The sequence below is a fragment of the Lacipirellula sp. genome (genome assembly GCF_965279485.1).
Classification (GTDB): Bacteria; Planctomycetota; Planctomycetia; order Pirellulales; family Lacipirellulaceae; genus Lacipirellula.
In genome coordinates this window covers 86,873-111,041 of sequence record NZ_CBDIIC010000002.1, presented here as the reverse complement: position 1 = coordinate 111,041, position 24,169 = coordinate 86,873, and the positions used below count along the sequence as shown (strand labels likewise).

21 protein-coding genes are annotated in these 24,169 nt (G+C 59.2%); 7 read left to right on the top strand and 14 right to left on the bottom strand.

Annotated elements, in window-relative coordinates; all coding sequences use genetic code 11:
• Positions 1-293 precede the first annotated feature (293 nt).
• The 10 genes from ACQY7R_RS08050 to ACQY7R_RS08005 form a co-directional block, all read right to left on the bottom strand.
• The gene (locus tag ACQY7R_RS08050) at positions 294-1,811 is read right to left on the bottom strand and encodes a hypothetical protein (RefSeq protein WP_428305091.1); all 1,518 of its coding nucleotides are present in this window, start codon (positions 1,809-1,811) and stop codon (positions 294-296) included.
• The gene (locus tag ACQY7R_RS08045) at positions 1,812-2,384 is read right to left on the bottom strand and encodes a sigma-70 family RNA polymerase sigma factor (protein WP_428305090.1); all 573 of its coding nucleotides are present in this window, start codon (positions 2,382-2,384) and stop codon (positions 1,812-1,814) included. It abuts the gene before it with no gap.
• 539 nt (positions 2,385-2,923) lie between these two features.
• Positions 2,924-3,379: a hypothetical protein gene (locus tag ACQY7R_RS08040; protein WP_428305089.1), complete on the bottom strand. Its 456-nt coding sequence runs from the start codon at positions 3,377-3,379 to the stop codon at positions 2,924-2,926.
• A gap of 69 nt (positions 3,380-3,448) precedes the next feature.
• Entirely contained in the window at positions 3,449-4,411 is a 963-nt protein-coding gene (locus ACQY7R_RS08035) for a DUF1559 domain-containing protein (RefSeq protein ID WP_428305088.1), read from the bottom strand.
• Positions 4,412-4,584: 173 nt separating this feature from the next.
• A complete protein-coding gene (locus ACQY7R_RS08030; protein ID WP_428305087.1) occupies positions 4,585-5,535 on the bottom strand; it encodes a hypothetical protein in 951 nt (316 codons plus the stop codon).
• A gap of 27 nt (positions 5,536-5,562) precedes the next feature.
• The gene (locus ACQY7R_RS08025; RefSeq protein ID WP_428305086.1) at positions 5,563-7,029 is read right to left on the bottom strand and encodes a GDSL-type esterase/lipase family protein; all 1,467 of its coding nucleotides are present in this window, start codon (positions 7,027-7,029) and stop codon (positions 5,563-5,565) included.
• A 301-nt stretch (positions 7,030-7,330) separates the two neighbouring features.
• A complete protein-coding gene (locus ACQY7R_RS08020) occupies positions 7,331-8,122 on the bottom strand; it encodes a PEP-CTERM sorting domain-containing protein (RefSeq protein WP_428305085.1) in 792 nt (263 codons plus the stop codon).
• Between the two features lie 290 nt (positions 8,123-8,412).
• The gene (locus ACQY7R_RS08015; protein WP_428305084.1) at positions 8,413-9,528 is read right to left on the bottom strand and encodes a substrate-binding domain-containing protein; all 1,116 of its coding nucleotides are present in this window, start codon (positions 9,526-9,528) and stop codon (positions 8,413-8,415) included.
• Positions 9,529-9,659: 131 nt separating this feature from the next.
• Positions 9,660-11,468: an alpha-L-fucosidase gene (locus ACQY7R_RS08010; protein ID WP_428305083.1), complete on the bottom strand. Its 1,809-nt coding sequence runs from the start codon at positions 11,466-11,468 to the stop codon at positions 9,660-9,662.
• Positions 11,465-12,310, bottom strand: coding sequence for a FadR/GntR family transcriptional regulator (locus ACQY7R_RS08005; protein WP_428305082.1), 846 nt, complete (start codon positions 12,308-12,310; stop codon positions 11,465-11,467). Before ACQY7R_RS08005 ends, ACQY7R_RS08010 begins: the two co-directional genes overlap by 4 nt.
• A 156-nt stretch (positions 12,311-12,466) precedes the next feature.
• Between ACQY7R_RS08005 and ACQY7R_RS08000 the strand changes: the two genes are divergently transcribed.
• From ACQY7R_RS08000 to ACQY7R_RS07970, 7 genes are read left to right on the top strand one after another with little or no spacing between them, the layout of a single operon-like run.
• Positions 12,467-13,228, top strand: a complete 762-nt coding sequence (locus ACQY7R_RS08000) for an SDR family NAD(P)-dependent oxidoreductase (protein ID WP_428305081.1) — start codon at positions 12,467-12,469, stop codon at positions 13,226-13,228.
• Positions 13,225-14,454 (top strand): enolase C-terminal domain-like protein, encoded by a 1,230-nt coding sequence (locus ACQY7R_RS07995; RefSeq protein ID WP_428305080.1) that lies wholly within the window; start codon positions 13,225-13,227, stop codon positions 14,452-14,454. Before ACQY7R_RS08000 ends, ACQY7R_RS07995 begins: the two co-directional genes overlap by 4 nt.
• 9 nt (positions 14,455-14,463) lie before the next feature.
• Positions 14,464-16,092 carry a sodium:solute symporter family transporter gene (locus ACQY7R_RS07990; protein WP_428305079.1) on the top strand — a complete coding sequence of 543 codons (1,629 nt, stop codon included), beginning with the start codon at positions 14,464-14,466 and terminating at the stop codon, positions 16,090-16,092.
• 17 nt (positions 16,093-16,109) lie between these two features.
• On the top strand, positions 16,110-17,093 hold the full coding sequence (locus ACQY7R_RS07985; RefSeq protein ID WP_428305078.1) for a substrate-binding domain-containing protein: 984 nt from the start codon (positions 16,110-16,112) through the stop codon (positions 17,091-17,093).
• Between the two features lies 1 nt (position 17,094).
• Positions 17,095-17,844 (top strand): SDR family NAD(P)-dependent oxidoreductase, encoded by a 750-nt coding sequence (locus tag ACQY7R_RS07980; RefSeq protein ID WP_428305077.1) that lies wholly within the window; start codon positions 17,095-17,097, stop codon positions 17,842-17,844.
• A gap of 41 nt (positions 17,845-17,885) precedes the next feature.
• A complete protein-coding gene (locus ACQY7R_RS07975; RefSeq protein ID WP_428305076.1) occupies positions 17,886-18,746 on the top strand; it encodes a fumarylacetoacetate hydrolase family protein in 861 nt (286 codons plus the stop codon).
• Positions 18,706-19,575: an amidohydrolase family protein gene (locus tag ACQY7R_RS07970; RefSeq protein ID WP_428305075.1), complete on the top strand. Its 870-nt coding sequence runs from the start codon at positions 18,706-18,708 to the stop codon at positions 19,573-19,575. The genes ACQY7R_RS07975 and ACQY7R_RS07970 overlap by 41 nt, the downstream gene beginning before the upstream one ends.
• Before the next feature lie 62 nt (positions 19,576-19,637).
• On the opposite strand, the gene ACQY7R_RS07965 is transcribed toward ACQY7R_RS07970, so the two are convergent.
• From ACQY7R_RS07965 to ACQY7R_RS07950, 4 genes are all read right to left on the bottom strand, one after another.
• The gene (locus ACQY7R_RS07965; protein ID WP_428305074.1) at positions 19,638-20,423 is read right to left on the bottom strand and encodes a DUF1295 domain-containing protein; all 786 of its coding nucleotides are present in this window, start codon (positions 20,421-20,423) and stop codon (positions 19,638-19,640) included.
• Positions 20,424-20,462: 39 nt separating this feature from the next.
• Positions 20,463-21,689, bottom strand: coding sequence for a class I SAM-dependent methyltransferase (locus ACQY7R_RS07960; RefSeq protein WP_428305073.1), 1,227 nt, complete (start codon positions 21,687-21,689; stop codon positions 20,463-20,465).
• A 68-nt stretch (positions 21,690-21,757) separates the two neighbouring features.
• Positions 21,758-22,597: a DUF1365 domain-containing protein gene (locus tag ACQY7R_RS07955; protein ID WP_428305072.1), complete on the bottom strand. Its 840-nt coding sequence runs from the start codon at positions 22,595-22,597 to the stop codon at positions 21,758-21,760.
• Entirely contained in the window at positions 22,598-23,920 is a 1,323-nt protein-coding gene (locus tag ACQY7R_RS07950; RefSeq protein ID WP_428305071.1) for an NAD(P)/FAD-dependent oxidoreductase, read from the bottom strand.
• Between the last annotated feature and the right edge of the window lie 249 nt (positions 23,921-24,169).

Sequence of the window (24,169 nt, the reverse complement as noted above, 5' to 3'; positions counted from 1 at the left end):
ATCAACGCGAGCTTCGTCCGGGGTGCCGAACGAAGCGATTGGCATGTTCCGAGGATGACCAATCGCCAATGTAGCTCAGTAACTGCCTTCTCTGTTTCGATATACGGCAACTCGTGCCTAGCTAACCGAGGCAAAGGGCCCGCAAGTCGAGTACGTGACTTCTCGGACTAGTTGCCATCGATCTGCTTACCTTAATTCATGACGAGAACCTGCGTTCTTTAACGCACAATGTTAAGAATTACTCACATAATCTTCACGCTGCCGAACGCACCTAGCGTCGGATGCAGAAAAGTTTACAGCCGATCGACGATGGGTGACGGCTCGATTTCGCAGCCAAAGGCTTGCCACTCGACGCGAAGTCCCATCGGATTGGGCGACTCAGGATTGTCCGGATGCGAGGGGGTATTGAACACGTCGACTGAGATGACGTTTTCGCCCTCGACGAATCCATCGAGGATCTCAATTGTGTGGAAGCTTTCAAAATCGTGGACGTCCCACGTGGTGATCCAGCGATTGAAGTTTACCGGCTTGCCATTGATGCGCAATTCGCCGATCGAATTGTCGACTAGGAATGAACCGATGATGTAGACGGTGGCCGGATCGTAGCCCTTCAGATTGAAGCGAGTCTCAAACGTATGCGTGGACGACGTCGGGATGCCGGGCCAAGCGTCTCTTTTGACGGAGACCCACTGCGAGCCATCGGGCATATTGTCTAGATAGCTGGGATCGCCTCCCGTAATCACCGCCGGGTGCGGGTACGGGCCGTAGGCAGGATCGCCCGCCGTCACCGTCCAGTGCGGATCGTCCTGGCCTACCCCGAGCGAGATTCCTGTGTTGCGCAGTTGGATCGGTCGCAGCGGCCGGAAGCGCTTCAAGCGGCTCACGAACCGATCGCTCTCTGCGAGAATTTGATTAATAGTCGCTTGAGGCACGCTCACGCGAATAGCTTCGCCGGCGTTGAGCAGCATCGACGACTGTTTTGGACGATGCGTCTTCATTGGCTCGGCTAGCACTTCGCCTTCGAGCACATGCGCTTCCGCAATCCCCGAAGGCCCTGCCGACACGGCAAAGCGGGTTCCCAAGTCGGTGATGCGTAGGCCCTTTGTGTCGACGACAAAACCGGTCGCCCACTTCGCAACCTCCGCGGTCAAGTCGCCTTGTTCAAGGTAAACAAAGTCGTCGGAACGCAATCTGATCGTGCAGGGAGCTTTGAGAACGATTTCCGCGCCGCAGGCCATGCTGAGCTGTGCAGCACCGGTAAGTAGTTCCAACCGCTGATGCTCTTTGAGCGTCTGCCCTTCCTCCAAAGCCAAGGACTGGCCCCAGGTGGCGTTCGTCAGCCGCGTGACGCAGGCGACGGTTTGCGGCGGACGCAGAATCATCTGAACGCCGCCCATTCCCATCGAAGGCCGCTCTTGCCGGACGTGTGGATCAAACCAGTATGATCCTCCCACGGCCAGCAGCAGGCTGGCCGCCACGACGAACACGGCTCGCCATCTCGATATTTGCACGCCTTGCGGCTTGCTCGCTTCAGGGTTGGCGACGACGTTCTGTCGCGAAATTGGCTTGCGCGGTCTGATCCGAGTTTGCTCGATCCCCTCGATGGCTCGATCGAAAGCCTGGGAAGACGCGACGACGGCGTCGATGTCGGCGTGTAGTGCGCTGTATTCGAGGATCAATTCGATCGCCGAATCGCCGTGGGTTCGCGCAATTTGTTCAATCCTCGCCAACACTTCGGGCGGGCAAGCATCGTCCCACTGCAGGCTCAGTAGGCGGAATAGCTCATCGGCGTCGTGGCGTGGCAGCGGCATCTAGCGGTTCTCCGTTGCTAGGGTTCGCTGGACGCAGCCGAACAGATTTTTGCGGATGCGGTAAATCGCCTGATAAATTGACGCGACCGTGCGGCTCTCTGTGACGGCAATTTTCGCGACGTCGTTGTCCCCCGCGTAGCATCGATTGATGAGACTGCGGTCTCGCGGCGGAAGTTTCTCCATACAGACTGCTAACGCTTCCATTCGAGTCGCGTGGTGCTCGGGGCCCTGCGGACGGTAGACTTCTCGCAGGGAATCGAGGATTTCGTCACTGAAGTAGAGATGCTGTCGCCGCCGCGACCGAATAAAATGCCGCGCCGTAAGGTGCGCGACGCGGGTCGCCCAGGCGGCAAAATTCGTTCCGGGTTTGAATTCCGCAAACTTACTCCACAGTACCATCGTGGTTTGCTGGTAGACGTCTTCCGCATCGGCCCGGTTTTGCACCAGGGCGTAGATGAACACGAACAGGTCGCGATGGCTCTCGCGCAGCAGTTCCGCAAACAGATTGGCGCTTTCAGCTGGCCAATCGATTTCATCGGGAGCATCTGATTCAACGGACGATTTCTCGACCAAAGCGATACGCTCCGCTTGCGGAATCAAGCGCAGAAAAGTGGGCTCTCAGGCATCGTCGCACAATGAGTACTCCTTGCCTACCAAGGAACATGGCGATCAATTGCCTACTTTAACTGTCTTTCTTCCAATAATTGTGAAGATTTCCGAGGGCCTTGAGCGTTCCACCGAAAGGCAGCAGGCTGGATGGCTGTCTGGGACTTCGTCCGGGAACACCTTTGCTGATGGCAGGCTCATGCCACGAAATGCATAACATTACTGCCAGATGACGCAGACGCAGGGGCGATTGAAGCCTGCCGAGTGATGCTCGGGCAATTGAAGACGGGTGGAAGTCGCTTCCGTGCGGCTCCGCTTCAGATTGCGGGGCAGTGCCCGGTCTACTGCCATGCGCTGACCGGCTCTCGGATGCGGAGCCGATCGTTCCGTTAGTGAGGGGATATGTCCCAGCGCTCGCGTCGTTCGGGCGTTGCGGGTGCGAGCAGCGATGAAGCCGTAGCTTCAGGCATGTTCGTTTTGGAAAGCGACGAACAAATAGCGCTGGCCTATTTTGACGTCAGCTTCAGGTCAATCACGTTCTCACCCGCCAATACTTGCTCATGGAGGCTCGACGTTTCCGGCGTGGTGTAACTAATCGGGACTTTCTCCAGCGCCTGGATCTGCGCCAGCGTCATTCCGAACGAGGGCTGGCCGCTACGGTAGGAAATCGTCACGACGTAATTCCCCGGCTTCAATCCCTCGACGCCGCCCGACGATTGCAGCGTGTAGGAGCCGTCGGGACGCACCTTGCCGTAGGCGAGAGGGCCGGACGTCTCGGGGACGAAGACGATCGCGCCGCCATCAAGCGGCTTCCCATCCAAAGAGACGCCGCCGCTCACCGTCGAATAATCGCTCTTGCTGCAACCGGACGTCGCCAAGCACGTCGCCGCCGCGACCAGCAGAAGCGTGGCCGCAGTCCTAGCGCTATTCACAACGAGCAACAGGCGATGTTCGGAGGGCATTCCTACGATCCTTCTCAGCATGAAATTGCGGCGTCGCCGCAGCGGGCATTGGGAGCAGCGGTAAGGCCGCTAATTAGCAACCTCGTCTCCGGCCTTCGTGGATAGAGCTTGATACAGGTTGTAGTCCATCTCCCCCTCGTAGAACCGAACGCTGCCGTCGGCCATTGCGAATTGCGCGCCTCCGGCATGTCGACTGCGAAAGCCGAACACATCCGGATAATCTCGCGGCGTAGGCGGTTCGGGCATGTAATTCATTCCCGCATCAGTCGCCATCCACGAGCCGTTCGAATAGAAGGCCGCGGAATGCGCGTTGTATTCCGGCAAGTCCTCGCCGATGAGGAACGTGTTCGAGGTCCCGTCGGTGATCTGCTTCACCGACACCGGCGTGACGTAGTTCGCCCGGAACAGAATACCGCCGATCGGCGCGGTTGCAGGGTTCTCGCTGCGAATGCCTTTCCATATTCCATAGCACCAGGCGCTTCCGGCATTTCCTTTGTAGTTCGTGAGCGTCACAGGAATGCCGGCAGTTCCTTTGTCGTTGGACCACTGAAATTGCGTCTCGTTCGGGATGCCCGATGTGCCGTCGGAGGGGCAATGAATCAGATCGAGCGGAGTCTGCATGAGTTGACGCATCGCCGGCGTGTTACGAGCGATGCCCTGCTGGCTTCCGGACATCGCGCCGCCGCTATCGGGGTCGAATCGTCCCTCGAACGCTTGCGCGTTCTTAAACTGATCGTAGAGTCCCTGCTGTTCGATGTAAGGAAACGTTGACACGATCCAGCTCGAACCGTTTTCCTTCGCCGGCGTCGCTTGCGGCGAGGAGCCGCCGAAGCCGTCGTAACTCCGCGGGAATACCTTCATTGCGCTCTCGTGATTGAGATTTCCGAGAGCCAAGTTCTTCAAATTGTTGACGCACTGTGAACGCCGCGCGGCTTCGCGGGCCGCCTGAACGGCCGGCAGCAGTAGCGCCACAAGGACGCCGATGATCGCGATCACGACGAGCAACTCAACGAGCGTAAATCCGGAGGCCAAAGTTGCTGCTCGGATATTCGCTCGTGATTGATTGCTTTGGACTGCTCCTGACATTCGCTGACTCCTGAGATGGTTGGCCATCTAAATCACTCAATCACGTTGAAGAACCGATGCTGATTTGCCGAAGGCAGTGTTCCGGAACGACGCGGGACGGCGGACTCTTAGGACGTCCACTACGACCGTCGACGGCGCGCCAACCAGCCGATCAATCCCGCAGTTGCGCCAAGCGCAGCGGCCGCAGGCTCGGGCACGCTCGCCACTGCGACAGCGGCCTGCGGCGTACCGAAGTTGGCTTTGATCGCGTCCAAATCGGCCTGCGTGTACTGCGTGCCGTAACCTCGCTGCCAGAGGAGGAAGTCGGCGCCGTCGACGAAACCGCTGTGGTCGAGATCGCCGGTAATCGCATCGACCATCCGCAGCTGCATGCCGTTGAAGGCGCCGGAGCTCCAGGTGTTCACGAGCAGACCGTTGTAGCCGGGGTCGATTGAGAAGGTGATCGTAGCGATCTCGCCGTTGGCCTGCGTGACGCCGTTGCCGCCGATCGTGATCCCTTCCATATAGCCGATTTCGACTGCCGGCGTGTTCTGATTGAGTTCGTCGAAGACGCCGGTGAATGCCGCTTGCTGGAACTGTAGCGGGAACGTTTTGCTGACGCCCGAACGGTCGTCGAGCATGAAGACCTGCAACTCATACAGTTGGCCGGGAACCAAGTTCACAACCCCGTAGCCGTCGCCAAAGTTGACGTTGCCGTTGTCGACGTTGTAGATCTGCGAATCGGCGAGCGTGTCGTAAGCTCCTCCCGAGGTCCAAAGATTCGAGTCTGCGTAGCCGTCGCCGCCGTGGTAAACAAACGATGCTTCGCCAAACGACTCGGCCCCTTCGTGGTAAGCGCCAGGTTGCGTCCCCTTGAACAGCACGCCGTTGATCATCGTGCTGACGCCGATGCCGTCGACGTTGGCGTTGAGCAGATTGACCGCGTCAACGAGCGTGCCGCGGGTCGAGACTTCCGAACCATTGACGAAGTCGGTGATGTCGTGCGAGACGCCGTTGAACGTCGCCGCTCCGGCCGAAGACGCGAAGAGCGCGACGCTGCATGCCAGACTAACGATGGGGAGTCGTTTCATGCTGAGACTCTCTTTCTATGAAGTTGTTCAGTGCGAGAAAAGTGATTTGGTTTGCGTGCGGACGAACAGGCCGAGGCCGAGGATCGCGGCGCCGAGCGAGATCTCGGCTGCTGGTTCGGGAACTGCCGCGACGTTGGCCCGCAACTCCCGGATGTGGAGGAAGTTGTTCGCGGTGAGACGAATGAACTTGGCCCCGGCGAATCCCGCTCCGCCGTTGTCGAAGGCGTGCGTTTCGCCTAGTTGCGTCGGATCTTCGGCGAGCGTGGTCGTGAACAGAACGTCGGTTCCGTTAGCTCCGAGAACTTGCAGAACAGTTCCCGTAAGCCTCGCATCGGAGACCGCCGAGCCGCCGTCGAGCGATCCGCGGTTGACGATCTCGATGTTGGCGAGGTTGTACGTATTGTCCAGTTCCAGTGTGAAGACGTCTGGCGCGGCGGCGTTGCCGCCCGAGCTGCCATTGAAGTCGCCGTGATTCATCGTCGTCAGATCGCCGTCGATCGCGCCGAAGGCGTAGTGCCCGAAGGATCCGTCGACCGAGTTCGTCCAGGAAGCGACGCCACGCGGAGCGACGTTTGGGAAGAAGGCATCGGCCACAGGCGTGGCGTATTGGTTGACAAATGGTTGGATTGCGTCGGCCCAAGCCTCGTAGCCGGCGGCAGTGAAGTGGACGCCGTCGCCGTTCATGTTGGCGTTAATTGTGCCGTTGGCGTTGCGGAACAGTCCGGCGAAATCGAGGTAGTGAAGCTTCGGATTCGTATCGAGGTCGAACGCTTGCTTCACCAGCGTGTTGGCGGCATTGGCGGCGACGCGATCGGGATCGGCGTTGTTCAAACCACGGAGCGTGCTGAGCGTGAGGATGTTCGCATTGGGGGCGTGTTCCCGGATCGCCTGCACCGTGGCCAGCACGCCGTCAGCCACCTCTTCCGCCGTGTGAGCCGGCCCAACATAGTCCGCGGCGGGAAAGCCAGGATTTCCCGTCGGCGCGAAGAGATTGTTCGTGCCGATCATGAGCACGATGAGGCCCGGATTGAGGTTGTCGAGTTCGCCGTTCTCAATGCGGTAAATGAGATTTTGCGTTTGATCGCCGGCGATGCCGAAATTCAGTGCGCCGTACTTGCCGAAGTTGTGTTCCGGCGACTTCCAGGAACTGGCGCCGATGCTATTCACCTGCCGGCCGCCGACGGCGCCCCAGCCTTGCGTCACCGAGTCGCCGAGAAACACGAGACCCGCGTACGAGCGTTCGGCGCCGAGCGTTTTTGTGTGGTCAAATTGCTTTTGCCATGTGTCGAATCCACCCCCCCAACCAGCGGCGCCGGCGAACGATGCGTCGTTGGCGTCGAGTCGGAGCGTTGCTTCGAACGAATTCGCGCGGGGGCTACCGGGGCTGCGGTCGGTGAAGACAAGATTATCGATGTAGTTGGGATCCGCGTTCGCCGGCTGTGCGAGGCATCCGCAGGTCGCTAGTGCCAGCGTCAGAGCGCGCAGAGCCGCCAAGCCACTACGCGAGGGCGTACCGTTCAAGAAAACGTTATGTGGCAGATTGCCGTATTGCATTCGGTGAAGACTCGATGAAGAGCCGGAATCGACGGAGTGCCGCTCTGTGATCCCGCTCAGTTGAAAAGAGCCGCCAAGCTCTCGTCGCTGCGCTCAGCAGCGACTTGCTTTTGCAAGTTCCGTAAAAAAGTTCCGCCAAACTGGACGCCAGCGACGACCGCACGTGTATCGCGATCGTCGCTGGACGCCGCTGCCCCCGTGCCTCTCGGTAGGCCAGCACCGACCGAGAAGCTTGGTTACGCTATGCTTTCTTCGTCTGCCGCTTTCGCAGAAACAGCCCGAGCCCCGCGAGTCCGCCCAGGGCGAGCGTCGAAGGCTCGGGAATCGCACGCAATTGCATGCCGTTGATGGCGCCGTTATCCCACGTGTTAACGAGTAAACCGTTGTAGCCGGCGTCGATCACGAAATTGACCGTCGCAATTTCGCCGTTTGCTTGATGGACGCCGTTGCCGCCGATCGTGATGCCGCCGATGTAACCAATTTCCACGGCGGGCGTGTTCGGATTGAGTTCGTCGAAGTTGCCCGTGAACGCCGCTTCCTGAAATTGCAGCGGGAAGGTTTTGCTCACGCCCGATCGATCGTCGAGCATGAACACCTGCAACTGATACCGTTGGCCGGGGACGAGGTTGATGACCCCGTAGCCGTCGCCGACGTTTACGTTGCCGTTGTCGATTCCGTAGAGCTGCGAATCGGCGAGCGTGTCGTAGGCCCCGCCCGAAGACCACAAGCCGCTGTCGGCGTAGCCATCGCCGCCGTGGTACACGAACGAAGCGTTTGCGAACGACTCGGCCCCTTCATGGTACGAACCGGGCTGCGTTCCCTTGAACAACACGCCGTTAATCGTGGTGCTGACGCCGACGCCGCCGACGTTCGCGTTCAGCAAGTTCACGGCATCGACCAGCGTGCCGGCGGTCGAGACCTCGCTCCCGTTCGAAAAATCAGTGATGTCGCTCGAGCTGCCGCTAAACGTCGCTCCCCGTACAGCCGGCGCAGCGATCACGCAGACGCCCAGCAATGCCGCGACGGAACTCAAGAAATGCCTGTTCACGAGTCACCCCCAAAGAAGAAAAACATGAAGAAAAGAAACCGCCCATCGAGGAACTCGATTCACGCGCCGCGAACCAAGTTCCGAGAAAAGTCGCCACTTCGACTGCCTGCGCCCCGCCAAAGACTCTACTAATTCATTGCAATTCTCATCGCCAAAACCGTCCATTGCAGTGACGGCGTGAGGGATTGCACTTTCGGACATTTGCCTTGTTTCTCGCCACTCTCCACCACGTTCAAATAGTTGTCTCATCACGGGTTGCCGCAGTCGGCGTCGCATCATCGGTACGCGGAAGGCGCGATGCCGACATGGTTCTTGAATGCTCGATAAAAAGTCGAGTAGTCCGCGAAGCCGCATTTGAAAGCGATTTCGTCGGCTGTGAGCGGAGTTTCTTCCAGCAAGCGCTTGGCGGCGCTGATGCGAAAATTCAGCAGCACCTGGTACGGCGACGCCATCCCTTGCTGGCGGAAGAGCCGGCCGATCGTCCGCGACGAGACGCCGCAGGCCGACGCGATTCGCTCCACCGTGAACTCGCGAATCTGAAAGTGTTGTTCAATCGCCGCTAGTGCGCGAGCGACGACCGGGTGTGCAGCCGTCAAACTCAATTCGGTGCTGGCGCGCACGACCACGTCTCCCGGCGCGACCAACACGGCGTCGGCGGGCGGCGCCTCGCCTTCCAGAATGCGGCTGAGCAACTGCGCGGCTTGTAGCCCGATCTTGCGATGGTTGACCTCAATGCTGGAGAGCAGCGTGCGGCCCCCTTCGCAGTGAAAGGGATCGTTGTCCGTCCCCAGCACGGCCAAGCTCCGCGGAACCTCGATCGCCTGATCTTCGCAGTAATTGAGGACTCGGCGAGCACATGCATCAGTGACGCAGAAGAGTGCCGTCTTCGATGGCAACAGCTTCAGTTCCGCCAACTCGCTCCCGCTGGCATCGCCACGCGGCGAACTGAGGATCAATTCGCGCGGCGTGTATCCCGCATCCTCAAGGGCATAGCGGTAGCCGCGTGATCGGTTCTGCGAATAGTAGTGACTCGGCACATCCGTGCAGTAAGCGAACGATCGATACCCTAGCCCGAGGAAGTATCTCGCCGCCAGGGCGCCGACGGCGACGGCGTCGGAACGCACTCGCGCGATGTTCGGGCAATCGTGAATACTGTTGACGCAGACGACAGGCGTCGCGAGCGGCGGATCGCTCGGCAGCCCTTCCGCGCCAATGAAGCCGATAATGCCGTCAGGCCTCGATGCAAAGGCTTCTTCCCACGAAAGCACCGGCGAACCTTCCGAACGGAGCAGCTTCCAATCGGGCGAAGTCCGCGCAAAATCCTGCACCCCCTGCAGAATCGAGAACCGCAGGACGACCGATTCCTGAAGTGCCAGGGCGATGTTTTTCATTGGCGTCTCAGCAGCTACCCCAGGCGCCTCTTCGCTTCCAACCCCTGTCCTGCCCAGCAATGCAGTCTCGCGCGGCGGCAGGCACGGAACGTGCGCCGCTGGAGATGATGCAAGTTGGGAGGTCAGTTGACTCATGACGAGGGAGTCGGCGTCTTGGGCTGCGGTGCAAACAGTCGAAATTCGTTAATCGTCGGCCCATCCGTCGCATCGAGAATCTGCAGCCGCACCCGGCGTGCGGTAATCGGTTTGAACTCGATCGTTTGTTGCGATCCGATCGCGGTTCCACGGTGGACGGTTTTCCAGCCATCGCCGTTGTCGTATTGCAGTTCAAACTTCTGGATGCGTTGAAATTCCTCTGGCTCGTCGATCTTGGCTTGCGCGACCACCGTCGGTTCTGTGAAGTCAACTTGCAGCCAAGCGTTCTGCACGTTTCCATCGGCGGCCCACCGGGTTTTCGAATCGTCGTCAAACGCCCGGCTGGCGTCGTAAGCACTCTCATTCTGAAAGACGTTCGAGGCCGACGACTTCTGCTCGTAGGCAAGTGACCCGCTCCTCAATCGCACTGGAACCGGCGTTAGGGACAGAGCCGGACCGTCGAGCGTCAATTCAATAACCGTCGCGATCTCAGCGCGATCGGCAGGCGATACATCGATTGAGATGCCGTCAGAGGTTTGCTTTACGACGGCTTGGCCGCCGCTGCGAATCTTCGACGCATTGATCTGGCGATCGATGGCGGGTAGTTGCAGCGGCCCCACATCGGGCCAGTTCATCACGAACAAGTAGACGGTGTTTCCTTTGCAAGTCGCAGCACCCCAATCGCCGGGCATGAATGGTCCGCCGCGCGTACCGTAGATGCCGTCGCCGTACTTTGCGAGCCATGCTCCCATTTCTTCGAGCCGCGCGACTTGTCGAGGTTCAATCCGACCGTCTGGCATCGGACCAACGTTGAACAAAAAGTTTCCGTCGCCGCCAGCCGTCTGAATGAGCGACTGCAAGCATTGCTTTAGGGGCTTGAGATGGTCGTTCGGCTTCCACGACCATTGCTCGCAGATCGTCATGCACGTTTCCCACGGCATGTCGCGATCAAAACCGCCGATCCGCTGTTCGGGAGTATCGTAGTCGCCCGCAATGTGCAGGCCGCGGGCCGCCTTTTCTGCAGGCGAAATCCGCGTTTTGCTCACGCGATTGTTAATCACCAAATCGGGCTGGATCGCTTTCAGATAGTCGTACAAGCCATTGCCGTACTCTAGCGTCCAAGGGTCTTCCCAGTCGCCATCGAACCACATCACGCCGAGCGGTCCGTAGTTGTCGATCAGTTCCTTCGTTTGATCTTTGATCAACTGGTAATGCTGCGGCATGTTCGGGTTCGCGCTCTTCGCGGAGCCCCCTGGCGACGCCAGCGGGTAGTCAATTCCGCGCCAGTCGGGGAGCGAGTAATAGGCGCAAAATTGAATTCCTTCGGCCCGACAGGCTGCGGCAAGTTCGCCGACGACGTCTCGTTTGAACGGCGTGGCGCTGATGTTGTAGGGGTCGTACTTCGATGGCCACAGGCAGAAACCGTCGTGGTGCTTCGTTGTCAGCACGAGGTACTTCATGCCGGCGGTCTTCGCGATTTTTGCCCAGGCGACGGCGTCGAACTCGGTCGGATTGAACTGCTTGTAAAGCTCGTCGTACTCCTCCGCGGGGACCTCCTTCCCGCGGGACCAACCGATTTCCGTCCCCTTGAGCGCGACCGGTCCCCAGTGGATGAACATGCCGAACCGCTTGTCTTGCCAAGCCTTGATCGCGTCCGAGGTAACCTCAGCTTGCGAAACTGCCGGCGCTTGCGCTGCAGGAGCGACTTCCGCGGCCTGCAGAGGCGCAGCGGTCGCCGACGTGAGCGCCAAAAGCCCAATCACGCACGACCAGAGCACGCGTTGGTAGCCAGCGGGAACGCTCATGTCGCCCCCTTTCGCTGCTTCGACTGCAACGCTCGGCGTCCATGCGGCTGGTGCGTTCGCGACTCGTCGGCAGGTTTGTTGCCGGCGAAGTCTGCGTGCGGGTTGTTGCCATCGTCTGTGGTCGGGGTCGTGGCCAGATGATGCAATTCTTCCCAACGCCCCCTAGATCGCGACACATGGCTTCGCGCCGCTTCGCGCGCCACTTCAGGCCGTCCCGACTTGATCGAGTCAACGATGACGCGGTGTTCGAGCATCGTTTCGTTCCGCAGGTGCTCGCTTGAACGGTACGAATCAATGGCGAATCGCACGTATCGGTCGCGGAGCGCCGCCCCCAACGATGCAAACAGTTCGTTGCCGGAGGTGCGCAGCAACTCCATGTGAAAATCGATGTCGAGAATCGCGAATTCCTCGATGATTCGCGCGGCGCTCATGATTTGCAGCTTGGCGTCGAGTTGTCGCCAAGCTTGGCCCTCGCGATCGGCCGCCGCTTTCGCCGCGGCGTCGCCTTCGATCGCCATGCGAAGTTCGAGCAGATCGGCGAACGTGCGATGATCGGCGGCTAGCACCGAGTAGGCGTTGAGCGCCATCGACACATGCTGCAATTCGCCGCCGGCGACATAGCTGCCGCTGCCGTTGACGGTTTTGAGCAGTCCGCGACCTTGCAGCCGACGAATCGCTTCGCGAACGAGCGTGCGACTCGCGCCGAACTGCTTCCGCAGGCTCTCTTCAGAGGGAAGTTTGAAGCCGGTGGGCCACTCGCCCGAGAGAATCCGCTGGTTGAGGAACTCCTCGATTGGCTGGCTAGCACTCGGGGCAAGCGCGCTGGCATGATCCTGTAGCATAGGTAAGCACCTCTCACCGTAGCGGCGAGCGACTCAAGTCGGTTTCGAACGATCGCTGAATAGCTGTTTTGTTGACAATTCAGTCGGGTAGTGCCTATTCTGACGGCTGCTCGACTTCTCTGCTCATCCTAAACCTGTCCTACAGGTTTTGCAACCATGTTGCTGACGAATCAAATCATCCTGCTTACCGGCGGCGCTGACGGCATCGGCCGAAAGTGCGCGCAGGCCTACGCAGGGGCTGGGGCGAAGGTCGTTATCGCCGACCTGTCCGACAACAAGGCGTCTGAAGCCGCTAACGCACTCGGTAATGAGCATTTAGGCCTAAAGTGCGACGTTTCGCAGGGCGACCAGGTCGAAGCTGTCATCCAGCGCGTGCTGGCAAGGTACGGCCGGCTCGACGCCATCCATAACAACGCCGGCATCGCCGGTCCCTCGACCGCGCTGCACGAAACCACCGACGCCCAGTGGGATGAGCTCCTGCGGGTCAACCTAAAGAGCATCTACTTCACGACCCGCTTCGGCATCAACGCGCTGACCGAATCCCGCGGCGTCATCCTGAACACCTCCAGCATGGCGGGCGTCATCGGCCAGGCCGCTCACGCGGCGTACGCTGCGACCAAAGGGGCGATCAACGCACTCACGAAGTCGATGGCGCTCGACTATGCTCCGCTCGGCATTCGCGTCAACGCCATCTGCCCAGCCGGAGTCTGGACGCCCATGCTGCGGCAATGGGCTGCCGACCAGCCCGATCCCGCATCGATGGCGGCCTACCTCGACGCCATTCATCCACTCGGCCCCTGTCCCGAAGGGGACGTTGTGGCTGATGCGGCGTTGTTCTTACTTTCCGAGAAGGCTCGCTTCATCACCGGGCACATCATGCACCTCTCCGGCGGCGCCGAGTTGGGATATCGAAGGTGACCATCGAACGCATCAAGGTCACGGACGCACGCTTTCCCTTTGGGGGAGGAATGGGCTCCGACGCGATCCATCGCACGCCGGTCTACTCGTACGCCGTTACCGAATTAGCGACGATGGGGGCGACAGGCGTCGGGCTGGCCTTCACGCTGGGCGACGGCAATGATTTGGTCTGCCGAGCGGTCGAGCATCTAACGCGCGAACTCGTCGGCCGCGATATCGAAGATGTGATGGCCGACTTCGGCGCCCTGCAGCGTTCGCTCGCCAACGATGAAAAATACCGCTGGCTCGGTCCTCACAAAGGAGTTGTTCACTTAGCATTGGCCTCGATCACCAATGCTTGTTGGGACTTGTGGGCCAAACGCCGCGGCGTCCCTCTGTGGCGATTGCTGCTCGACCTGTCGCCTGAACAAGTGGTCGCCACGCTCGATCTGTCGTATCTCGAAGACGCCCTCACGCCTGCCGAGGCCATCGACATGGTCTGCTCGCAACAGGCGACAAGGTCTCAGCGCGACGACGTCTTGCAGCGGGGCTACCCCGGCTACGACACCTCGGTTGGCTGGTTCGGCTACGACGACGAGCGGCTACGCGACAATTGCCGGCGCTCGCTCGATTGCGGATTCCGCGCGCTGAAGCTCAAGGTCGGATCTGCAGAAATGGAGCGCGATCTACGCCGCGTCGAAATCGTCCGCGAGGCAGCCGGTGCCGACATCCGCTTCATGGTCGACGCCAATCAGCAGTGGTCGTTACCGCGGGCGTTGGAGTTCGGCCGTCGTACGGAACATGCCAATCTCTTTTGGATTGAAGAGCCGACCCACCCCGACGACGTCTTCGCCCATCAAACGCTCGCCCGCGAACTCGGGGCCCACAAGATCGCCGCGGGCGAGCATGTCCCCAATCGCATCGTGTTCAAGAACTATTTGCAGGCGGGTAGCCTTGGCTTCTGCCAAGTCGATGCACTGCGGGTAGCCGGCGTCAGCGAATTCATCGTCGTTAGCATGCTGGCGAAGAAGTTCGGCGTGCCTGTCGCCCCTCACGTCGGTGATATGGGCCAACTGCACCAGCATCTGGTGCTATTCAATCACATCGCCCTCGGGCACGACGCGCTCTTCCTCGAATACATCCCTCATCTGCAACAACACTTCCGCCACCCCTGTTGCGTTGAGCAGGGCGTCTATCGGACGCCGCAGGAAGTCGGGGCGAGTTGCGATCTCCTCTCGCTCAGCTGATTGCCATCTATGGGCTTGATCGACCTGATTATCGTCGTGGTCTACCTGCTCGCCGTCGTCGCGGTCGGCTGCTGGTCGAGCCTACGCAAGTCGAGCGAAGAGAGCAGCGCAGGAGCGGCGAGCGAGTACTTCCTCGCCGGCGGAACGCTCCGCTGGCCGATCATCGGCATGGCGCTCTTCGCGACGAATATCTCGACGGTCCATGTGGTCGGGCTCGCTGAAGCCGGGTTTAAGTCGGGCCTGTTGATGGGGAATTTCGAGTTGCTGGCCGGCTTCACGCTGATCTTGCTCGCCAACTTTTTCGCGCCGCTTTACATTCGTTCTCAAGTGGTGACGCTTCCTGATTTTCTCGAGAAGCGCTACTCCCGTCCCTCGCGCGACGTGTTGGCGATCGTCTCCGTCGTTTCCGCCGTCTTCGTGCACATCGGCTTTTCGCTCTACACCGGCGCTGTGGTGATGAACGGCATCGTCGGCGTCGATATCTCGCTCGTGTGGAGCGTCATCGCGATCGCGCTGCTCACGGGACTCTACACAATCCTCGGCGGTTTAACTGCGGTCGTAGTGACTGAGTCGTTGCAAACAATTGTTCTCCTCGCAGGGGCGATCGTCATTAGCGCTGTTGCTTGGGTCAAGGCGGGGGGCTGGGAAGGAATTCACGCCCACGTGCCGGCAACGCATCTCTCGCTGATTCGCGCCGCCGACGATCCTGACGGATTACCCTGGTACTCGCTCGCCCTCGGATATCCGGTAATCGGGATCTGGTACTGGTGTACCGATCAAACGATCGTGCAGCGCGTACTGGGAGCAAAAGATGAGAATCACGCCCGCGTCGGAGCGCTCTTTGCCGGCTTCATCAAGATCCTGCCGCTATTTATTTTCGTCGTCCCCGGAATTGCCTGCTACTCACTCGTGCAGCAGGGAATAATCCCCGCGGAGAAACTCTCCCACACAGAGCAAACCTACGCAGTGCTCGTGCAGGAACTACTGCCTGTCGGCGTGAGGGGCCTGATGGGCGCCGCCTTACTCGCCGCTGTGATGTCGACCGTTTCGGGCGCCCTTAATTCGATTGGCACGCTGGTGAGCTACGACATGCTCAAACGTTGGCGACCCGAGACTAGCGATCGCGCGTTGGTTTCCGTCGGCCGTTGGTCGTCGTTCATCGCGTTGCTGATGGCGATCGCATGGTCGCTGACGCTCAGTCCGTCAGGAATCTTCCAGTCGATCAACGCGATGATCACCTACGTCGCGCCGCCGATCACATGCGTCTTCCTATTCGGCGTTTTCTGGCGCCGCGCCTCCGCGCCAGCCGCCTTCGCAACGCTCACGCTAGGCTCGCTCGTCGGCGTCATGCTCTTCATGTTGGAGAAGTTCAAGGTTGCGTGGTGGGTTGATCTGCTGAAAGCGCAGCACATTGATTTCTTGCTGATCGGCGTCTTGCTGTTCGTGCTTTGCACGGCCATCATGGTGACCGTTTCTCTCGCTCGGCCACACGTTCATACGACCGATAGCGAGCGCCTCGTTTGGCGGACGCCGTGGGAGCCGTTGGAGTTCCGCGGTTGGCCCGGGATAATGAATTACAAATGGCTGACCGCCCTTCTCGCGGCCGTACTGGCAGCGGTTTACACTCTTCTCGCTTAGTCTGCAGAGCGATTCCCATGCGAGCATTCAGCCTCCTCACATACGCCGCTACCACCGCCGCAATAGCTTTGTTGAGCGTCGTGCCGGCCAGCGCCGCCCCGCCTGCTGGTGCAGCGAAAGGCGAAAACGCGAAGCCATTGCGGCTGGCGTTCATCACCTGCACGATCGACCAAAAGTTCTTCGATCCAGTAAAGCAAGGCATGCGCGACGCCGCTGCGGCCATGAACGTCGAGTGCGATTTTCTCGGCACTGCCGGCGTCGACGTTCCCGCACAGATTGCAATGGTGCGAAAAGCAGTCGCCGACGGTTACGATGGGATTGCCCTCAACATTATTGATGCGGAAGCGTTCGACGAAGTCGTTGCGGAAACGATCGCGAAGGGAGTGCCGGTCGTCAGCTTCAATGTCGACGATCACGTCACGCCCAACGCGCGGCTCGCGTCGGTGAGCCAACAGTTCGAAGCGGCTGGCAAGAAGCTGGCCGCGCTCGCTCTGCCAGAGATTCCGCAAGGCGCTCACGTTCTGCTGACCAAGCATGACGAAGGGGTTTCGGCCCTCGACGAACGGAGCCGCGGCATTCAAGCAGGATTGAATTTAAAGAGCATTACCTGGACCACCGTTGTCACAGGCAACGACGCGGTCGCCGGTGCGAAAATTGTGGCCGATGCGCTTCGCCAGCATCCAGAAATCCGCGTTATTCTCAGCTCTGGCCAAGCGGACACTGAAGCCGCCGGCCGCGCGTTGGAGGCTGACTTCCCCGGCAAGGAGTATTGGGCGGCTGGGTTCGATATGTCGCCGAAGACGCTGCAATTGATCGAAGCGGGACGGATTCGCTTCACGCTTGATCAGCAGCCGTATGCCCAAGGATTTTACCCGGTGGTGCAGCTCGCATTGAATTTGAGGTATGGCCTCACGCCGTCGTCGCTCGATGCTGGCGCCGGCGTGATTGACAAGCATAACGTCGCCGAAGTCAAACAGCTTTGCGAAGAAGGATACCGATAGGATGCGAACGGCGGTTATCACTGGCGGCGGATCGGGCATCGGCCGCGCCATCGCGCTGCGACAAGCGAAGGCTGGCGATCACGTCGCCGTGCTGGAGCGCGAGCTCGTGACCGGTGCGGAGACGGTGACGCTTATTCAAGCAGCCGGCGGCTCAGCTGAAGCGATCAGTTGCGATGTCAGCGATTTCGACTCGACCACTGCGGCATTCGCTCAGCTTGAGCGGGTCGACTTGCTGATAAACAACGCCGGCGTCGCGCATGTCGGCAACGTTGAGAAGACTTCTCCCGAAGATTTCGAACGCCTCTTCAGCGTCAATGTCCGTGGCGTGTACCATTGCCTCCACGCAGCGATTCCGAAAATGCGGTCGCAAGGGGGCGGCGTGGTGCTCAACATGGCGTCGATTGCCTCGAAGATCGGCATTCGCGATCGCTTCGCCTACTCGATGACCAAAGGCGCCGTTTTTTCGATGACGCTCTCGGTCGCTCGCGATTACGTCGGCGAGAACATCCGCTGCAATTGCCTGTGCCCCGCGCGGGTGCACACGCCCTTCGTGGATGGTTTTATTGAGAGAAACTATCCGCCCGCGGAGCGTCAGCAGGTCTTCGAGACCCTTTCTGCCTACCAACCGATTGGCCGCATGGGGTGGCCGGAAGAAATCGCCGCACTCGCTCACTTTCTACTTTCCGACGAAGCCGCGTTTATCACCGGCGCCGCGTACGACATCGACGGCGGCGTCACGCAACTCCGCTAAGCTAGCCCGCGACCACTCACTTCTAACCTTGCCTCAGGCCGATGAAGCTCACGCGCTACCATCAGAATACCCGCATCGTCCCGGGGTTGTTTCTCAATGACGATATGATCGTCGACGCCAGCTCATTTGGCGCCGATTGGAACGAAGAGTTCTTTGCAACGGACGGCCTCTCGCGCTTGCGTGTATGGTTGGCGAATGAATCGGCCACGGCGCCGCGCGTGAATTCCGGCAAAGTCCGTCTCGCCCCAGCGATTGCCCGCCCCTCGAAAATTATTTGCATTGGCCTCAATTACGCCGACCACGCCCGTGAAACGGGCGCCACGCCGCCGGCGGAACCTGTCGTTTTCTTCAAAGCGACCACTGCCTGGGCCGGGCCGAGCGATGATCTCGTCATTCCCAAAGGTTCGTTAAAAACCGATTGGGAAGTCGAGCTCGCCGTAGTGATCGGCAAGCGAGCCAGCTATGTGACCGAGGCTCAGGCGCTCGACCATGTCGCTGGCTACGCTCTGCATAACGACTACTCCGAGCGCGCCTGGCAACTCGAAGGGACCGGACAGTGGGTCAAAGGAAAATCGGCCGACGGCTACGCCCCGTTTGGTCCGTACATGGCGACACCCGATGAGATTGCCGACGTGAACTCGCTCCGCCTGTGGCTCCACGTCAACGGCGTTGCCAAGCAAGATGGCAGCACGTCGAATCTCATCTTCCGCGTGCCGCACATCATCAGCTACCTCAGCCAGTTCATGACGCTATTGCCAGGCGACGTCATTTCCACAGGCACGCCTGCGGGCGTGGGGCTCGGCTTCAAACCGCCGCAGTATTTATCGCCAGGCGACGTCGTCGAACTCGGCATCGACGGTCTTGGCACGCAACGACAAGCGGTGGTGGCATACGGTGATTGACGCCCACCAACATTTCTGGCGATACAACGACGAGGAGTTTTCCTGGATCACTCCCGCCATGGTGGTACTCAGTCGCGATTTCGAACCGGCAGATCTGCAACGCGAAATGACAGCGGCCGGCGTCGAGGGCGCAATCAGCGTGCAGGCGCGAACCTGCTTGGAAGAGACTCACTACCTACTGCAAGCGGCCGCCGGTAACGACTTCATCCTCGGCGTCGTTGGCTGGGTCGACTTGAAGTCGCCCGCGGTCGATGCCGATCTTGATCGCTACGCCAATCATCCAAAGTTCAAAGGGGTTCGCGAGATTTGCCAAGGCGCGCCCGATCATCGGTTCTTCACTGACCCTGCATTCAACGCAGGCATTCGCGCGCTAACGAAGCGAGGTCTGGTCTACGACTTGCTGATTTTCGCTAATCAGCTGCCTGCTGCAGCGGCCTTTGTTGATTTGCATCCCCATCAGAAGTTCGTGCTTGATCACTGTGCGAAGCCTGCCATCCGCGGCTCGGAACCGTCGGAAGACTGGCGTCATCAGCTGAGTGAACTTGCTCAACGTCCGAACGTCGCCTGCAAGATTTCCGGCCTCGTCACTGAGCTTTGCCATCCGGCGTCCAATTGGAACCTCGAACTCTTGCGCCCCTATTTCGAAACGGTGCTCGACGCCTTCGGCCCCGATCGCGTGATGGTTGGCTCCGATTGGCCGGTATTGAATGTCCGCGCATCCTACGGGGGCTGGGTGGGCGTGCTTCACGAGTGGCTGGCAGAGTATCCGCGAGCCGTCAGCCATGCGATCGCAAGCGAGACGGCTCGGCGGCTATATGGCTGCAGCTGACGGATTTGAAGCGTGGAACGCAGAGGGCAGCCTGCACCAGTGATCTGGCCTACAGGTTCTACTCAGCTATCTTTGGGACGCCAAGGAAAAAACGCGTTCGTTGTTCGCTTGTAGTTATCGTAGTCGGGACGACGATCGCCAATTGTCGATTCCAACAACGACACGCCAGAAACTCGCAGCAGTAGAAGCGACATCACAAGCGGCGACGCAATACTCCAGGCCGCGCCGGCAGATGCTGCGATCAGGTAGAGTCCCCACCAAACGCAAAAGTCGCCGAAGTAGTTCGGATGCCGGCTGAACCGCCACAGTCCTTGGTCCATGACTTTGCGTTGATTCCCCGCCGCCGCTTTGAATCGCGCCAACTGCAAGTCTGCCGCCGTCTCGTACGAGATGCCGAATACACATAGTGCGATGCCGATAGCGGTTATCAATTGAATTGAGACCTCGCTTGCACTCCACAGCGTGGCTTGCACTGGCAGCGAGATAAACCATATGAGTACGCCTTGCAGTAAAAAAACGGTGAGCAAGCTGATCCACCAGAATCTCTCGCCATGCTGCCGGCGCATTTCGGCGTAGCGGCGATCTTCATCCTCTCCCCACTTCCTCCATGTGAGATATCCGGCGAGACGAAGTCCCCAAATCGTCACGAGTCCCAGGATGGTCCAATCGCACCAACTGATCTGATCGACGAGGCACGCTGTCAGCCATGCGACGAAGGCGAATCCGGCGCCCCAGAATTGATCGGCAATGCTGGCGTCGCGTTTCCACAGTGAAACGATCCAAAGGAACAGCGTCAGTAGTAGCAGAACGGCGAGGTTGAGCAGCAGGATTTTGGTAGCCGAAGGCATAAGGGGAGCAACTTCCCAGCGATACGTTACCGGAGAACATCAGCGATCGGTCTTGCCGTTCGTTTGCTGAGCCTTGGAACTACCAATCCAATGCAACGGGTTTTCGCGATACTGCGGTTTGGCAAACACCAACTGAAGGAGCCCAATGCACGACTCGTCAAACGCCGCTTCGCAGTAGCAGAGGTAATAGTTCCACAATCGGATAAACTCTTCGGAGTACCCGATGTCGCGCACAGCGGGCAGCGCTTGCGTGAACGCATCTCGCCATGCTCGCAGGGTGCGTGAGTAATGCGGTGCAAAGTCCAGGGCCTCCGCTAGCCGCATATCGGTCGTCCTCGCTACCGACGCAAGCATGGCGCCAAGCGACGGCAGGCAGCCGCCTGGAAACACGTAACGTTGGATGAAGTCGACGGACCGCAAGTAGCGTTGATAGCCGCGGTCGGGCATGACGATCGCCTGAATCAGACACGCTCCGTTTGGCCGGAGTAGTTGGCTGCACCTCTTGAAGTACTCATCGAAGTACTGATGGCCGACGGCTTCCACCATCTCGATGGACACAAGCTTGTCGAAGCGACCGCTCAAGTCGCGGTAGTCGGATTGCAGGATGGTTACTTGATCCGCTACACCGGCTTCGTCGATGCGTTGCTTCGCAAGTTCGAACTGCTCCCGGGAGATCGTGGTGGTCGTGACATGGCATCCATAGTTCTGGGCTGCGTAGATGGCGAAGCCCCCCCACCCGCTGCCGATTTCGACGACCTCATCCCCTGGGGACAGGTTAATGCGGCGGCAGATGCGATCGAATTTCTCGACCGACGCCTCTCGCAGAGACGACGACTCGTCGCGAAATAGCCCGCACGAGTAGGCCATGGTGTCGTCGAGCCACAACCGGAAGAAATCGTTGCCCAAATCATAGTGGGATTCGATATTCTTGCGACTGCCGCTCCGAGAGTTGCGTCGCCACCAGTGGTAACAACGGTGGAACTGCTGAACGACGCTCGCCACGCCGCGGTCGAGTCGACTGGCGGCTGATAGATCTCGCGCGAAGATTCGGAAAAATGTCGTTAGGTCGCTGCAATCCCAGTCGCCCTGAATGTAGGATTCTGCGACAGCTAGACTTCCCCCCATGAATGCTCGGCGAAAGAACTGCGTCCGATGGATGTGCAACTGGGCCTGCAATTCCGTGCCTTCTCCTAACAATACGTCGCGGCCATGCTCGCGAAGCGTGATGGAGCCGCTTTTAATTCCAGAGAGGGCATTCGTCACCATTCGGCGAGGAAATCGCTCAACCCAGGGAATGCGCGTTGGAGCTAGTGCGTGTGAGGACGATACAGTGCTCATAGTACAACGTTGACCTCGTCGTTTTCCTGGGCGCGCGATTCAGCGTCTTGCTCCCCACGCATCGAGTCAGTTGCCGTGCGAGGGTGTGGTACGAACGAAACTCGCCGCCACCAAAGCTTCAGCGCCTGCCAATAGATGGCAGCGATGACGCGCTGCGTCATGAATGGATGTAGGGTCAGCGCGCGAGACAGATTGGCTCCAGTGATTTCGCGTCGGTTCAACGACAAACTAGCGGCGAATGTAGGCGCATCTCCGTCGCCTGATCGTGGCCAGTTCTCGATCTGGAGCCGTAACATTGTGCCCGGCGTCGTGAGCTGGAAACGGTAGTCGTAGTCCATATGCAGAAACGGAGAGACGTGGAGTTGCTTCCGCGTCGTAAACTTGAAGCAGGAGGCTGAGTCGCTGCCGGCAGGACAGTCAATCACGTACCAGTGACGCTCTCCCCACGGCGTATTGCTGACTTCCGCAACAACGACTGCCAGTTGGCCGTTCTCATCAAAACAGTAGTAGAGGCTCAGTGGATTGAACGCATAGCCGAAGCAGCGAAATTGCGTTAGTAGGCGAACTGGGCCGCTGAGAGGGCGGTCAGTTTGAGCGGCTGCGAAGGATCGCACTGAATCAGCGAGTGACTCTCCTGCGGAACCCAGGTAGTCCCTTCGCCGGAACCACGCCACGTTCGGTCGATCGCAAGACCACAACCAATGATGCGTGAACAACTGCGGCAACTCGTCGAGATCGACGTACATCATGTACAGTCGATAGCGAAACGTGCGATCGATAGGCTCGTTTCGCCGATGAACCACCAGGCCTTCGTAGATGCAACTATGCCTAGCCATTCAATGAAGCCCGTTCATCGAGTTCTCATTGTTTGTTAACTCAGCAGATTCTACGTTGCACGGGATGCTTGCCGCTCGGCTTTCCCGCTCGATGGCCGCGACGACTTGCATCGCGCTCACAACGCCGTCTTCGTGAAAGCCGTTGCCCCAGTAGGCGCCGCAAAACGAAGTGCGGTTCGAATTCAAAAGTTCGGATTGGCGCGATCGGGCGGCGGCCCGCCGGTGATCGAATGTCGGGTGATGGTAAATGTACCGCCCGAGCACCCGCTCCTGCGCGATTTCGGATTCAGCGTTGAGCGTCACGCAGAATGTATGTCGCGACTGTAGCCTCTGCAGGATGTTCATGTTGTACGTAATGACTGGGGGGCTCGCTTCAGCGCCGCCGACACGGCAATTCCAACTAGCCCACGCTCGTCGTCGTCTCGGAAGAAGCGACGCGTCTGTGTGAAGAACCGCGACGTTCGAGACGTAAGGAAACGCGGAAAGCGTGTTTCGCTCAAGCGGAGTCGCGTCGTTCCCGAGAATGCGGAGCGCCTGATCGCTATGGCACGCGAAGATGACGTGGTCGAATGTTTCTTCACGAGAGGAACGGCTGCGTAGCACCACGCCCTCGCGCGTCCGCACGACAGATTCCACTGGCGAGTTCAATCGAACTCCTGCGGCAAAATTTGCCGAGAGTTTCTTCACGTAGGTGTGCGATCCGCCTTCAATGACGTACCAGGTCGGCCGATTGCGCAGCGACAGCAATCCATGATTGCGGAAGAACTCGATCACGAACGCGACTGGAAAATCCGCAAAACGTCCTCTTGGACAAGACCAAATGGCGGAGCCCATCGGAAGCAGATAGTGCTCGGCGAATGCTGAAGAGAACCGATAGCCGTTCACGAACTCTCTCACCGTTTCGTTGACGACGCTGCGGTGAGCGGCCGACGACGTCACTCGATTAAATCGCACAATGTCCAACAGCATGCGATGAAAGCTGGGACGCAGCAGGTTGCGTTTCTGCGCGAAGAGCGTTCTCAGCGAATGGCCGTTGTATTCAAGGTGTGCGCGGTCGTCCCTCACGCTGAAGCTCATCTCGGTCGGCTTGGCGGCGACGCCGAGTTCCGCGAGAAGTTTTGTGAAGTTGGGGTAAGTGCGATCGTTAAAGACGATGAAGCCCGTGTCGATCTGGTGCCGTTCGTCACCGATTTCCACGGCGACCGTATTGATGTGCCCCCCCAGGTAGGAGTTGGCTTCGAACAGCGCAACGTGATGCGCAGCGGCCAGATGATAAGCCGCAGTCAGCCCCGAGATGCCGCCGCCAACAATTGCGATTCGCACGAGAGTCCGAACTTTGTAAGAATAAATCGTTCAAATCGTTCATTTCGTTATATTCAACTGGCAGAGCTAGGGTCAAGCATGCCCCCACGGCGGTGGAAATAGCAACCTAATTTTCAGCTATAGAGACGCTGCGGCTCTTGGAAGAAGCTGGACCAATTTCGTAAATCTCGTTAAAATTCGTCCATATCGGTCATCGATGATAGAGAGCTGGACGTGTCAAATTTCGTATCGCCCCTGCTGGCGGCTCAA